The sequence below is a fragment of the Streptomyces sp. NPDC052225 genome (genome assembly GCF_040679615.1).
Classification (GTDB): Bacteria; Actinomycetota; Actinomycetes; order Streptomycetales; family Streptomycetaceae; genus Streptomyces.
The window spans coordinates 1-13,557 of the sequence record NZ_JBFAVD010000021.1; the positions used below are offsets into that span (position 1 = coordinate 1).

12 protein-coding genes are annotated in these 13,557 nt (G+C 71.8%); 3 read left to right on the forward strand and 9 right to left on the reverse strand.

Translation table 11 applies throughout. The annotated features are described in order from the left end of the window. Window positions 1–55 precede the first annotated feature (55 nt). A complete protein-coding gene (locus tag AB0L37_RS26920; RefSeq protein WP_365510520.1) occupies window positions 56–298 on the reverse strand; it encodes a hypothetical protein in 243 nt (80 codons plus the stop codon). Next, window positions 295–1,233 (reverse strand): SPFH domain-containing protein, encoded by a 939-nt coding sequence (locus AB0L37_RS26925; RefSeq protein ID WP_365510523.1) that lies wholly within the window; start codon window positions 1,231–1,233, stop codon window positions 295–297. Before AB0L37_RS26925 ends, AB0L37_RS26920 begins: the two co-directional genes overlap by 4 nt. Window positions 1,234–1,522: 289 nt before the next feature. Here AB0L37_RS26925 and AB0L37_RS26930 point away from each other — a divergent pair, with 289 nt between their 5' ends. Continuing rightward, window positions 1,523–3,769 carry a transglycosylase domain-containing protein gene (locus AB0L37_RS26930; protein ID WP_365510526.1) on the forward strand — a complete coding sequence of 749 codons (2,247 nt, stop codon included), beginning with the start codon at window positions 1,523–1,525 and terminating at the stop codon, window positions 3,767–3,769. Window positions 3,770–3,842: 73 nt separating this feature from the next. On the opposite strand, the gene AB0L37_RS26935 is transcribed toward AB0L37_RS26930, so the two are convergent. Both AB0L37_RS26935 and AB0L37_RS26940 read right to left on the reverse strand, forming a co-directional pair. After that, window positions 3,843–5,108, reverse strand: a complete 1,266-nt coding sequence (locus AB0L37_RS26935) for an amidohydrolase (protein WP_365510528.1) — start codon at window positions 5,106–5,108, stop codon at window positions 3,843–3,845. Continuing rightward, the gene (locus AB0L37_RS26940; protein WP_365510531.1) at window positions 5,105–6,388 is read right to left on the reverse strand and encodes an MFS transporter; all 1,284 of its coding nucleotides are present in this window, start codon (window positions 6,386–6,388) and stop codon (window positions 5,105–5,107) included. Before AB0L37_RS26940 ends, AB0L37_RS26935 begins: the two co-directional genes overlap by 4 nt. Before the next feature lie 90 nt (window positions 6,389–6,478). Here AB0L37_RS26940 and AB0L37_RS26945 point away from each other — a divergent pair, with 90 nt between their 5' ends. Continuing rightward, window positions 6,479–7,516, forward strand: coding sequence for an Lrp/AsnC family transcriptional regulator (locus tag AB0L37_RS26945; RefSeq protein WP_365510533.1), 1,038 nt, complete (start codon window positions 6,479–6,481; stop codon window positions 7,514–7,516). A gap of 15 nt (window positions 7,517–7,531) precedes the next feature. Here AB0L37_RS26945 and AB0L37_RS26950 read toward each other — a convergent pair whose 3' ends face one another. From AB0L37_RS26950 to AB0L37_RS26970, 5 genes are all read right to left on the reverse strand, one after another. Continuing rightward, entirely contained in the window at window positions 7,532–7,984 is a 453-nt protein-coding gene (locus tag AB0L37_RS26950) for a hemerythrin domain-containing protein (protein ID WP_365510536.1), read from the reverse strand. 84 nt (window positions 7,985–8,068) lie between these two features. After that, complete coding sequence (locus AB0L37_RS26955) at window positions 8,069–10,075, reverse strand: SpoIIE family protein phosphatase (protein WP_365510539.1); 2,007 nt, start codon at window positions 10,073–10,075, stop codon at window positions 8,069–8,071. A 37-nt stretch (window positions 10,076–10,112) separates the two neighbouring features. Next, window positions 10,113–10,814: a class I SAM-dependent methyltransferase gene (locus tag AB0L37_RS26960; protein WP_365510542.1), complete on the reverse strand. Its 702-nt coding sequence runs from the start codon at window positions 10,812–10,814 to the stop codon at window positions 10,113–10,115. Window positions 10,815–10,947: 133 nt separating this feature from the next. After that, window positions 10,948–11,601 carry a DUF402 domain-containing protein gene (locus AB0L37_RS26965; RefSeq protein ID WP_365510545.1) on the reverse strand — a complete coding sequence of 218 codons (654 nt, stop codon included), beginning with the start codon at window positions 11,599–11,601 and terminating at the stop codon, window positions 10,948–10,950. A 73-nt stretch (window positions 11,602–11,674) separates the two neighbouring features. Next, window positions 11,675–13,069: a class II fumarate hydratase gene (locus tag AB0L37_RS26970; protein ID WP_365510548.1), complete on the reverse strand. Its 1,395-nt coding sequence runs from the start codon at window positions 13,067–13,069 to the stop codon at window positions 11,675–11,677. Between the two features lie 106 nt (window positions 13,070–13,175). On the opposite strand from AB0L37_RS26970, the gene AB0L37_RS26975 reads away from it, so the two are divergent. Beyond that, window positions 13,176–13,550, forward strand: coding sequence for a VOC family protein (locus AB0L37_RS26975; RefSeq protein ID WP_365510551.1), 375 nt, complete (start codon window positions 13,176–13,178; stop codon window positions 13,548–13,550). Window positions 13,551–13,557: the final 7 nt, after the last annotated feature.

A 13,557-nucleotide genomic window follows, 5' to 3' on the forward strand; every position in this document is an offset into this window, starting at 1 on the left:
CGCGCAGTTCCCCGCGCCCCATCAGGGGCGCGGGGAACTGCGCGACCAGCCCGACTCAACCGTCAGCCGCCGACCCTTCCGAGCCCCCCGGGCTCTTCGGCGGACGCCCCCGCCGGGCAATAGGCGCCGCGGAACCGGGCAACCGCCCCGCCTCGGCGAGCGCCCGCCTCAGCAAGAACTCGATCTGCGCGTTGGCGGACCGCAACTCGTCCCCGGCCCACCGCGCCAGCGCCTCGTACACCGCCGGATCGAGCCGCACCAGAACCTGCTTACGCGCCGGAGGCGGTGGCGGGGTCACTGGTAGAGCGTCCCCGTGTTGAGCACCGGCTGCGCCGCGCGGTCACCGCAGAGCACGACGAGCAGGTTCGAGACCATCGCCGCCTTGCGCTCCTCGTCCAGCGCCACGAAGTCCTGCTCCGTGATGCGGGCGAGTGCGTCCTCGACCATGCCGACCGCGCCGTCCACGATGAGGCGACGGGCCGCGACCACGGCCCCGGCCTGCTGGCGCTGGAGCATCGCCGAGGCGATCTCGGGGGCGTACGCGAGGTGCGTGAAGCGGGACTCGATGATCTGGACGCCGGCCGCCTCGACCCGCGCGTGCAGTTCGACGGCGAGCTTCTCGGTGATCTCCTCGGCGTTGCCGCGCAGCGAGAGGCCCTCCTCGTCGTGCGCGTCGTAGGGGTACTCGATGGCGATGTGACGTACGGCGGCCTCGGTCTGCGTGGAGACGAACTCCAGGAAGTCGTCGACCTCGAACGACGCCTGCGCGGTGTCCTCCACCTTCCACACGACGACCGCGGCGAGCTCGATCGGGTTGCCGTACGCGTCGTTGACCTTCAGGACGGCGGTCTCGTGGTTCCTGACCCGCGTCGAGATCTTCGTACGCGAGGTGAGCGGGTTGACCCAGCGCAGCCCGTCCGTGCGGATCGTGCCCCGGTAGCGGCCGAAGAGCTGGACGACGCGGGCCTCGCCCGGCGCCACCATGTTCAGGCCGCACATGGCGAAGAACGCGGCGATCGCGATCACGACCCCCAGGATGATCAGCGCCGCCTTGGCGCCGTCCGAACCGCTCGCCGAGCCGATGGCGATGAGCCCGGCGCCGACGAGCAGACCGACGAGGCCGAGCAGCAGCGCGAGCCCGCCGCCGATGCTGTGGGCGGCGACTTCGCGGACGCGTGCTTTGGGCATCTGCGGTACGTCGGGTGTGGCGGATGTGGCGTCCGTCTCGGACATGGCGGTCCCCGTTTCTCTGAGCTGGGGGTTCACGACAGGTGTGCCGTGAACCGGTCTAGCAAAGTGATATCACTTTACGCCCCTCGGCAACCATCCGCACGCCCCGATCGTCGGTTCCCATGGGGTAGGTGCTGATTGTCACGTCCGGAAATGACCGGATCGGCAGGGTTTTGCCATAAGTGGCGGTGTTAGCTTCATGAGCTGATTCAGCACGGAAGACACAGCGGACGACCGAGTACACGCGAGTGCACGAATGGGTACCCGAACGAGAAGCGGAGCAACTGAGGTCATGGGCCGAGCCGATGCGAGGAAAGCGCGCAAGCGCGCGTCGCGGCCTTCGGGCATACGCCGCTTCTTCACGTGGAAGAAGCTCCTGGGCGCGTTCTTCGGGTTCGTGCTGTTGTGCATGGGCGCGTTCGTGGTGCTGTACCTGGTGATCGACGTGCCCGAGGGCAACCCGGACGCCGAGATGCAGAGCAACATCTTCAAGTACAGCGACGGCTCGACCATGGCCCGCACGGGCAAGGTCAACCGCGAGCTCGTCGACCTCGCCGAGGTGCCCAAGCCCGTACAGCGGACGTTCGTCGCCGCCGAGAACAAGTCGTTCTACAGCGACAAGGGCGTCGACCTCAAGGGCACCGCCCGCGGCATGATCAACACGATCACCGGCAAGGGCAAGCAGGGCGGTTCGACGATCACCCAGCAGTACGTGAAGAACTACTACCTCACGCAGGACCAGACCGTCACGCGCAAGCTGAAGGAACTGGTCATCTCGCTGAAGGTGGACCAGAAGAAGTCCAAGGACGACATCCTCGCCGGGTACATCAACACCAGCTACTACGGCCGCGGCGCCTGGGGCATCCAGGCCGCGGCGCAGGCGTACTACGGCATCGACGCCAAGGAGCTGAACGTCCAGCAGGGCGCGTACCTCGCCGCGCTGCTCCAGGCCCCCAGCCAGTACGACTGGGCCAACGCCTCGGAGACCGGCAAGGAACTGGTCAAGGCGCGCTGGAACTACGTACTCGACAACATGGTCGACATGCACTGGCTCAGCGCGAGCGACCGCCAGGGCATGCGGAAGTTCCCCACGCCGCACGAGCCGAAGGCCGCGAGCGGGCTCCAGGGGCAGGAGGGGTACCTCTACCAGGCCGCCAAGGCCGAGGTGATGAAGGACCTGAACCTGACCGACGCGCAGTTCGACGCCGGCGGCTACACGGTCACGCTCAGCATCGACCGCAAGAAGCAGAAGCAGCTGGAGAAGTCGGTCAAGGAGCAGCTGACCGACAACCTCGACCCGAAGAGCAAGAAGGCCGACGCGCGCGTGCAGGCCGGTGCCGTCTCGGTCGCCCCGAAGACCGGCAGGGTCGTCGCCATGTACGGCGGTACGGGCATCTCCGAGCACTGGACGAACAACGCCACGCGTACCGACTACCAGCCCGCCTCCACCTTCAAGCCGCTGATCCTCGCGGCCGCCCTGGAGAACAACGCCAAGACGCAGAACGGCTCGTCGATCGAGGCGAGCACGATCTACGACGGCACCAACAGGCGGCCCGTCGTCAACGACGGCAAGAAGGTCGGCTTCGCCCCGCCGAACGAGGACGACCACAGCTACGGGCCGGTCACCGTGCAGACCGCCATGAACAAGTCCATCAACTCCGTCTTCGCGCAGATGGGCGCCGACGTCGGCATGCAGCAGGTGATGGACACCGCCGAGAAGCTCGGCATGTCCGGCGACGACCTCAAGCCGTACGCGGCCCAGACGCTCGGCACCATGGGCGCGAGCCCGATGGAGATGGCCGGCGTCTACGCCACCCTCGACAACCACGGCAAGAAGGTCACCCCGCACATCGTGAAGTCGGTGTCCGTGAAGGGCGAGGAGGTCGAGCTGCCGGAGTCGGACGGTGAGCAGGTCATCAGCCGCGGCGCCGCCGACTCGGTCACCTCGGTCCTGACCGGCGTGGTCGACGACGGTACGGCGAAGGCCTCGGTGCGGGACAACCCGGCGCGCGACGGCCAGCAGGTCGCGGGCAAGACCGGTACCTCCGACGACAACAAGTCGGCCTGGTTCACCGGGTACACGCCGGACCTGGTCACGTCGGTGGGCCTGTTCGGCGAGGGCCCGCTGAAGACGGCGGAGGCGGGCAAGCACGTCTCCATGAAGGGCGCCGGCGGCCTCCCGCGCGTCGACGGCGGCAGCTTCCCGGCTCGCATCTGGGCGCAGTACACCTTCAACTCGTCCAGCGCCAACGGCAAGTTCGACCTCGACACCGACATGGGCGCGGGCGTCGCCCCGACCACCACGGCGCCGGCCACGCCGACCGAGGAGCCGACGACCGAGTCGCCCACGGAGGAGCCGACCACGGAGCCGCCGTCCACGTCGACCTCGCCGACCGAGGAGCCGACCACCGAGCCGCCGACGGACGAGCCGACCGAGCCGACCACGGACCCGACCGACACGGGGGACCCGACCGGCGGGATCACGCTCGATCCGGTGGACCCGCAGAACGACACGGGCAACGGCAACGGCAGAAACTGACCGCGCACAGCCGAAGGGGCGCCGGGAACCACGAGGTTCCCGGCGCCCCTTCGCGTCGTTCAAAGACAGGCTCTCAGCCGAGCCAGGTGCGCGCCGCCCCCAGCATGGCCCGTACACCCAGCTCGATCGTCGGGTCCTGGAGCGGCGCGTACTGCGGCGAGTGGTTCACGGCGACCTCCGGCGGCAGGCCACGCGACGCGAGCGTCCCCGGTTCCAGGCCCTCGAACGCCGCCCGGTCCGCCCCGCCGAAGTGCCAGAACACCGACGGGACCCCGAGCGCCTCGCCGAACAGCCCGAAGTCCTCGCTGCCGTTGATCGGCTGCGGCAGCACGAGCACGGCCTGCTCGCCGAGGACGCCGCGCAGGCCCTCGACGGTCGTCGCGGTGGCGTCCGCGGTGTTCACGGTCACGGGGAAGGAGCCCAGCGAGGTGAACTCCGGCTCCTTCGGCGCACCCGACGCCTCGCACTCCGCCCGTACGATCCTGCGCACCGCGGCGAGCACCCGCTCGCGCACGACGGGGTCCACCGAGCGGATGTTGAGCTTCAGCTCGGCCTCGTCCGGGATGATGTTCTCCTTCGTGCCGGCGTGGATCGAGCCCACCGTCACGACCGCCGCCTGCGAGGCGCCGACCTCCCGGGCGACCACGGTCTGGAGCCGCAGCACGACGGCCGCCGCCATCACCACCGGGTCGACCGTCGACTCGGGCGTCGAGCCGTGCCCGCCGCGCCCGAAGAGCCGTACGCGGTAGCTGTCCGAGGCCGCCATGACAGGGCCCGGCCGGGTCACCGCGACCCCCGCGGGGAACGGGCCGACATGCTGGCCCAGGCACACATCGGGCTTCGGGAACCGCTCGGCGAAGTTGTCCGCCAGCATGTCCCGCGCGCCCTCGCCGATCTCCTCGGCGGGCTGGAACACGGCGACGACCGTGCCCCGCCACGCGTCGCGGTGCGCGACGAGCTGCGCCGCCGCGCCCAGCAGACACGTCACGTGCATGTCGTGTCCGCAGGCGTGCATCACCGGTACGTCGTTGCCGTCGCGGTCGATGCCGCGCGCCACGGACGCGTACGGCAGGCCGGTCGCCTCCAGGACGGGCAGCCCGTCCATGTCGGCGCGCAGCAGGACGACCGGGCCCTCGCCGTTGCGCAGCACGCCGACGACGCCGGTGCCGCCGACGCCCTCCGTCACCTCCCAGCCGCCCTGCGCGCGCAGCCGCGCCGCGACGATGCCCGCGGTGCGGGTCTCCTGGAGGGACAGCTCGGGGTGCGCGTGCAGGTCCTGGTAGAGCGCGCGCAGGTCGGGCAGGAGGGCGTCGAGGCCCTCGAAGAGGGAGACGGTCACGGAGTCAGCTCGCTTTCTGCGGTGTCTGCGGTGTCTGTGGTCTTTACGGGGAGGGGCTCGGGCAGCCGCAGCGCCCGCCGGAAGGAGACCGAGTCCTGCGGTGTGAGGCACGCGAGGACGGCGGCGATCACGGCGCCCACGACGAGGAACCCGAACGCGGCACCGAACCCCGCCGCGTCCGCGAGCAGCCCCATCGCGGTCGGCGCGACGACCCCGCCCAGCTGGCCGCCGAAGGTGATCAACCCGGCGGCGGCGCCGGTCAGTTCGGGCGGCAGGCTGCGCAGCGGCACCGCGAAGATCGGCATGTAGGAGAGGGACGCGGCGGAGATGGCCACGGTCATCCAGGCGACGAACGCGACCGTGCCCGACGCCGTGGCCATCAGGAGCAGCGCCAGCGAGGAGACGGTCATGGCGGGGACGACGATCTTGCGCTGGTGCCCCTCGAAGCGGTCGGCGAGCCGGCCGCCCGCGATCACGGCGACGGTCGCGGCGCCCGCGGGCAGCACGGCGAGCGCGCCCGCCGAGGTCAGCGAGAGGCCGCGCTCGTCGTTGAGGTACGACGGCACCCAGGTGTTCAGGCCCCACACGATGATGTCGTAGCCGAAGAACATCCCGGCGAACGCCCACATCGTGCCCGAGCGCACCACGGCCCCGGTGCCGCCCGCCGGGGGAGCGGTGACCGCGGCCCGCGGCTCGGGCAGCCACAGCCGTACCGCCGCGTACACGAAGACACCGACGGCGGCGACGCTGAAGAACGCCGAACGCCAGCCGAAGTGCGCGATGAGCGGGGCCGCGACCAGCGGCGCGACGACCGCCGCCACCGCGTTCGAGGACTGCACCAGACCGTTGGCGCCCATCCGCTGCCCCGGCGTGGTCCGCTCGCTGACCGCCTTCATCGAGGCGCCCGGGAAGATCCCCTCGGCCACCCCGAACAGGAAGCGGACCACGAGCAGGATCGCGAACGACCCGGCGAGCCCGGTCAGCGCCGTGAACACCGACCAGATCAGCAGCGCCCAGCAGGTGACCCGCTTCGCGCCGAAGCGGTCGGCGAGCATGCCGCCGGGGATCTGGCAGACGGCGTACGCGACGAAGAAGACGGAGACCGCGATGCCCTGCTGGGTGCGGCTGAGGTCGAACTCGTCGCCGATCGAGGGCAGGGCGAGGTTGATGACGAGCCGGTCGACGTAGTCGATCAGCCAGGCCGCGAAGAGCAGCCCGACCGTGATCTTCGCGCTCCGGTCGAGGCGTTCCCTGGTGCTGGCGCTCGCAGATGTGGCCACGGGCACTCCTTCTAGAGTGGGCGTGCTGGTGCGGGGATGCGGCTCGGAAGTGGGGACAGAATCCGGCCGCCGTGCGGGAAGGCGACTCAGATGCAGGAAATCGGCGGCACGGGACCACTCGTGCCGGAATCCGCCGCAGCCTTCGGGGAGGCGGATCTCGCCCTCGTCGACGCTCTCCAGACCGATCCGCGCGCCCCCTGGAGCCGGATCGGACCGGCCGTCGGCATCGACGCGACGACCGCCGCCCGCCGCTGGGCGCGTCTGGAGCGGGAGGGCCTGGCCTGGGTCACGGCGTACGCGGGTCCGGCCACGGCGACCGTCGCGTACGTCGAACTCACCTGCACACCGGGCGCGGTGGAGGAGCTGACGGCCCGCCTCGTCGCCCTGCCCTGGGTGTTCAGCGCGGAGCACGTGGCCGGCGACTTCGACCTGTTCCTGTCGGTCGCCGCCCGCGACCTGCCCGCGCTGGGGCGCCGCGTCAGCGATTCCCTCGGCCGCCTGCCCGGGGTGCGCGCCACCCGGACCCGGCTGAGCATGCGGCTCTACCAGGAGGGCAGCGGCTGGAAGGTGCGGGCCCTGGAACCCGCGGGGCGCGCCCGGCTCGCGCCGGCCGCCGGGCACCTCCCGACGCGGCGCGCGTTCCGGCCCCGCGACGAGGTCGACACGCAGCTGCTGCTCGCCCTCGGCGAGAACGGCCGCGCCGGATACGCGGAGCTGGCCGAGCGCGTCGGCATCAGCGAGTCGACCGTACGGCGCAGGCTCGCCCGCGAACTGCGCGACCGCGAGATCCTGCTCCGCTGCGACCTGGCCCAGCAGCTCGCCGGCTGGCCCGCGCTCGCCACCTACCGGGCGACCGTCCCGCACGGCGAACTCGACGCCACGGGAGCCGCGTTGGCCCGGCTGCCGCAGATGCGCATGTGCACCTCGGTCACCGGGTCCTGCAATCTGCTCTTCTCCGTCTGGCTGCGCGACCTCGACGGCATGACGACCCTGGAGTCCCTCCTCGACGACCGCTTCCCCGGGCTGCGCGTCGAGGACCGGTCGGTGACCCTGCGCACCGCGAAGCGCATGGGCCGCGTCCTCGACGACACGGGCCGGGCGACGGGGTACGTACCCGTGGGTCTTTGAGGGCTCCTGAGGCGGTTACCGCGGGTGCGCCGCGCGCCACGCCGCCATCGACGCGTCCCAGTCGTCACCGTTCAGCGCCGTCAGCGAGGCGGGGAAGAGGCCGTCCTCCTCCTTGGCGATGTGTCGGTGCAGCTCGTCGGCCGCCTCCTTGAACCGGCGTACGTCACCAGGGTCTGTGAGGTCCAACTCCGGGAGCAGCGCGGCGAGTTCACGGTGCTCGGCGACCAGGGCGTCGATGTAGCCCGCGTACTCCGGGTCGGCGTGCATCGCCGCGAACAGGCCGTCCTCCTCGCCCTTCCAGTGCGCGGCCAGCTCTGCCGCCATGGTGTCGACGAGCACCCGCGCGGCCACCGCGTCCCCGCGCTCCAGGGCCCGCACCGCGTCACCCGCGGCATCGGTGACGCGCTCGTGCTCGGCGATGAACTCCTTGATCAGCGGGATCTCACGGCATCCGCAGTAGTGGCACATGCCCTCATTGCAGACGCCCGCCACCGGCCGCACCAGCCCGACAGCCGGACGGGGGGCACCGCTCACCCGCCCGGCCGACAGGCTCTACGGCACCGGCAGCTCGAACCACACGACCTTCCCCGTCGACAGGCGCGTCGCGCCCCACCGCCGGGCGAGGCGGTTCACGAGGTAGAGGCCGCGACCGCCCTCGTCGGTGGCCCGCGCCTGGCGCAGGCGCGGCAACTGCGGTACGTCGTCGCCGACTTCGCAGCGCAGCACGTCGGTGCGCAGCAGGCGCAGCGTCACCGGGCGCGAGGCGTACCGCACGGCGTTCGTCACGACCTCGCTGACGAGGAGTTCGAGCGAGTCGGAGAGGTCCTCGAGTCCCCAGCGGGCCAAGGCACTTCGGGCCAGGCGTCGGGCCCGGCCGGGGGCCGCGTCCTCCGGGTCGAGGAACCAGTACGCGACATCGCTCGGCGCGATCCCGTCGAACCGGGCGGCGAGCAGCGCGATGTCGTCGTCCCGGTCGCCCGGGCCGAGCATGTCGAGCACCTCGTCGCAGAGCGCTTCGAGCGGCGGCGGATGGTCGGGGCCGGTCAACTGCGCGGTGGCGGCGAGCCGTTCACGCAGCTGCTCTATCCCCGTCCACACGTCGCGCAGCCGCGACTCGACGAGCCCGTCCGTGTACAGGAGCAGGGTCGCTCCGGCCGGCGCGTCCAGCTCCACGGCCTCGAAGTCGACGCCGCCGACACCGATCGGCGCCCCCGGCGGCACCCGCAGCACCTCGGCGCGCCCGCCCAGGTGCAGCAGGACCGGCGGCGGATGCCCGGCGTTGGCGATCGTGATGCGGTGCGCGACGGGGTCGTAGACCGCGTACAGGCACGTGGCCATGCGGTCGGTGCCGAGCCGCTGCGCCTGCTCGTCGAGGTGGTGCAGGACCTCCTGCGGCGGCAGGTCGAGCCCGGCGAGGGTCTGCGCGGTCGTCCGCAGCTGCCCCATGATGGCCGCCGATGTCATGGAGTGCCCCATGACATCGCCCACCACCAGCGCGACCCGGCTGCCCGGCAGCGGGATCGCGTCGTACCAGTCGCCGCCGACCCGCGCGGTCTCCGCCGCGGGGAGGTAGCGCGAGGCGAGCCGTACGCCCGTGGGGTTCGGCAGCGTCTCGGGCAGCATCGTGCGCTGCAACTCGTCCGCGATATAGGCCTCGCGCCCGTACAGGACCGCCTTGTCGATGCCCAGCGCGCTGTGCGTGGCGAGCTGCCCCGCCACCAGGAGGTCGTCCGCGTCGAAGGCGGGCCGGTCCGGGCGGCGCAGGAAGACGGCCGCGCCGATCACCCGGCGCCGCCCCCGCAGCGGCGCCAGGATCGCGCGGTGTCCGGTGGGCAACGGCTGCTCCACGCCCAGGAGTTCGGGCAGTGCGGCGAGCGCCGCGGGCGAGTCCGCGAACACCGGGCGCACCCCCCGCAGCACCTCGGCGAGCGCTCCGCCGGACCGCACCTCGCACAACTCGGCGCACCCGGCGGCCAGTTCACCCTGCGGCACGACGAGCGCGGCCGGCGCGCCGCTCTCCGTCTCCGTGTCGTCGGCGTCCGGGATCCGGTCGGTGCGGCGCAGCCGGAGCACCATGGGGCCGGTCGGCCGCTCGTCGCCGACGGGCAGCGGCTCGCGCAGATAGACCAGGATCGCGTCCGAGAACGTCGGCACCGTCGCCCGGCACAGCCCCATCACGATCTCGTCGAGGTCGATGCCGCGGGCGATCCGCCGGGTCGCGGCGCCGACGAACCGCAGCCGGTCCCCGTCGCGCCGCATCGCCGGCGGCTGCCCCGCGGGGCGCGGCTGCCCGGAGCGGCGCTCGGTCCCGTCCGGCGGGCCCGCGGGGCGCACCGGCTCGGGCGAGGGCGACTCGGGCTGCGAGTGCTCGGCGTCCGCCGGGGGCGGCGGTGGCGCTGCCGGGGCGCGGCGCGGCTGTTCCGGTAAGCCGCCGGTCGCCGGGTTTCCGGACGCTTCCGGGGTACGCCGCAGGGCCCCGCGGGGATCTGCGGGGCGGGCCGCCGTGCCGTGGTGGCGGCCTTCGTGGGAGCCTTGGTAAGAGGCTGAGTGCTCCGTCACGCGTGTCGAATCCGTCCGTCCGGGGCTGCGCGCCGTGTCACGTGCCGGTGCGCCGGCAGTTGAGGAACAGCTGGTGCTCGGGTGGGGCGTCCGGGCTCGCCGGAGCGTACGCGTACGTCTCCGCCCCGGTGATCTCGAAGCCCGTGTCGCGTACGACCTGGTGAAGTTCGGCCCGCAGGAATCCCGATACCCGGATTGTGTGCCCCAGGAACGGAATCTCCGCGTCATCCAGGTCGGCCTCGACCATCGACAACGCCAACCGGCCACCGGGCCGCAGCAGTCCGTGCAGCAGACGCAGCGCGCCCGGGATCTCCGCGCGCGGCAGCATCAGCAGCGTGAAGAAACACGTGATCGCGTCGAACTCGCCGCCACCGTCCGCACCTTGGGTGATCGGACGGGTGAGGTCCGTCAGGTCGGCGTGGTGGAACTCGGCCTCCGGCACGTTCTTCCGGGCCAGTTCCAGCATGCCCGCCGACAGGTCGACGCCGACCACCCGCGCTCCGGCGTCCACGAGCTGACGCGCCGTCGGAAGGCCCGTGCCGCAGCCCACGTCGAGCACCCGGGGGCCGGGCCCGAGGCCGTCCAGCATCCGCTCCACGGCGGCCAGTTGGCCCTCCTTGTGCGGGAAGGCCTCGTCGTAGCGCCCGCCGATCGCGTCGAACGCCGCGGCCTGTCCCGACCGGTCCGCCCTGCCCGTTCCACCCACGTTCACGGTCCCGCCGCCCCTCGATGACCTCATTGACATCGTGTCAGACATGCAGCCCACGCAGAGAGTTGTCGCCTGTGATGAATCCCGCGCGACCGTGATGCGCCCCTGCGTGCACTTGCGGAGGACGATCCTACGTTTCCCCCATGGGGGCGCATCAAGGGTCTCATGAGGACACGTGCGCGGGCGTACGGTCCCAGTCGGCCGGAAGCGCCGGAACCGGCCACCCGGGATCGGGCCGCCAGTGCTGCCAGCCGTCCGAGAACGGTCTGCCCCAGCCCTCGATCACCTCGACCGCGGCACGCCCCGCCTCCCGTACGGACGCGGCCTGTTCCGCGCTCATCAGCCCCACGGTCTGGGCCTGCGCGAACTCGTCCTCGTCGTGCCAGCGCCAGCTGCGGTCCGCGTACACCGACAGATCGAGGAAGTGGTCCTCGGAGTCCACGCCGCCGGACCAGCGCGCCCGCGGCTGCTCCAGGTTCACGTACCAGTTGCGGAACGTCCAGTCCTGGTCCCAGAACAGCCAGACCGACCACGGCTCACCGGGGCGCGCGAGCTTCAGGACGCCCGCGCCGAACCAGCGGTCGCGCTGGAGCGTGCGCGGTTTCGTGTAGCGGGTGGCGAGCGGCTCCCGGTGCAGCGGCGTGCCGTCGGCGAGCACCGGCTTCACGCACTCGGTGCCGGGCGCCATCCACACGGCGAGCAGGTCGGGGGAGTCCTCGACGACGGTGACCGGACGGCAGATGTGAAAGCCGTCGCCCCCGTTGGCGCGGTAGCGCCACAGGATCCGCTCCCCTGGCGCCCAGTAGTCGTCTGTCATGCGCAGATATTAGGTGCCAAGGGCATACGACGCAGCGGTCCGCGTCACGAATGCGTCAGAACGCCACCCGCTGTTACGGGTGGGTCATCCGCAGGACATCCAGCGCCTCGTCGAGCTGCTCGACGGTCAGGTCGCCGCGCTCCACGTACCCGCCGTCGAGGACCACCTCGCGGATGGTCCTGCGCTCGGCGAGGGACTTCTTGGCGACCTTGGCGGCCTCCTCGTAGCCGATGTACTTGTTGAGCGGGGTGACCACGGAGGGGGAGGACTCGGCGTACTCGCGGGCCCGTTCGCGGTTGGCGGTGATGCCGTCGACGGTGCGGTCGGCGAGCAGCCGGGAGACGTTGGCGAGCAGCCGGATCGACTCCAGGACGTTCTTGGCGATGACGGGCAGCATCACGTTCAGCTCGAAGTTGCCCGCGGCGCCGGCCGTGGCCACCGTCGCGTCGTTGCCGATCACCTGCGCGGCGACCATCAGGGTCGCCTCGGGAATGACCGGATTCACCTTCCCCGGCATGATCGACGAACCGGGCTGGAGGTCGGGCAGGTTGATCTCGGCGAGCCCGGTGCGCGGCCCGGACGCGGCCCACCGCAGGTCGTTCGCGATCTTCGTCAGGCCGACGGCAATGGTGCGCAGCTGCCCGCTGGTCTCCACGATCCCGTCGCGCGCGCCCTGCGCCTCGAAGTGGTCGCGGGCCTCGGTCAGCGGAAGGCCCGTGGCCCGTGCGACCTCGGCGATGACGGCGGCCGAGAACCCGGGCGGCGTGTTGATCCCGGTACCGACCGCCGTGCCGCCCAGGGGGAGTTCGGCGAGGCGGGGCAGGGACGCGGTGAGCCGCTCGACGCCGTAGCGGACCTGCGCCGCGTACCCGCCGAACTCCTGGCCGAGGGTCACGGGCGTCGCGTCCATCAGATGCGTACGGCCCGACTTCACGACGTCGGCGAACTCGGCCGACTTGCGCTCCAGGGACTCCGCGAGGTGCTCAAGGGCCGGGATCAGGTCGTGGCTCACGGCGGCCGTGGCCGCGATGTGGATCGAGGAGGGGAAGACGTCGTTCGACGACTGCGAGGCGTTCACATGGTCGTTGGGGTGCACGTCGCGGCCGAGTCGCTCGGTGGCCAGGGTGGCGATGACCTCGTTGGTGTTCATGTTGGAGGACGTGCCGGAGCCCGTCTGGAACACGTCGACGGGGAACTCGTCGTCCCAGCGGCCCTCGGCGACCTCGGCCGCCGCGTCCGCGACGGCGTCGGCGATGTCCTTGTCGAGGACGCCGAGGTCCGCGTTGACCTTCGCGGCGGCGCCCTTGATGCGGGCCAGGGCCTCGATGTGGGCGCGCTCGAGGCGCTGCCCGGAGACGGGGAAGTTCTCCACGGCGCGCTGCGTCTGTGCCCGCCACTTGGCGTCGGCGGGCACCCGCACCTCGCCCATGGAGTCGTGCTCGATCCGGAAACCGGCGTCATTCGGCATGGCCGTGGTCCTCCTCGTGTCGTCGTGACCCCGTCCCTGCCAGCGTCGCCCACCCGGCCGGTATTCCGCCTGTATGGCGTGCCGGTGTCGTGGGCACTCGGGGCACATGACGACGACTCTGGGCTGCTACGTCCTCGGAACCCCCGACCCTTCGGCCCTGGCCGACTTCTACCGCGCCCTGCTCGGCTGGGAGGAGATCGAGCGCGACCCCGGGTGGGTGCGGCTGGGCGAACCGGGCCGCGAGCGACCCGGTCTGAGTTTCCAGCTGGAGACCGACCACACCCCGCCGGTCTGGCCGCAGCGCCCCGGCACCCAGCAGATGCAGGCGCATCTCGACCTCCAGGTGGACGACCTGGAGGCCGAGACGGAGCGGGCCTGCGCGCTCGGGGCGACGCTGGAGGCGCACCAGCCGCAGAAGGACGTACGGGTGCTGCGCGACCCGCACGGCCACCCCTTCTGCCTGTTCCTGCCGGGCGCCTGAACGGCCG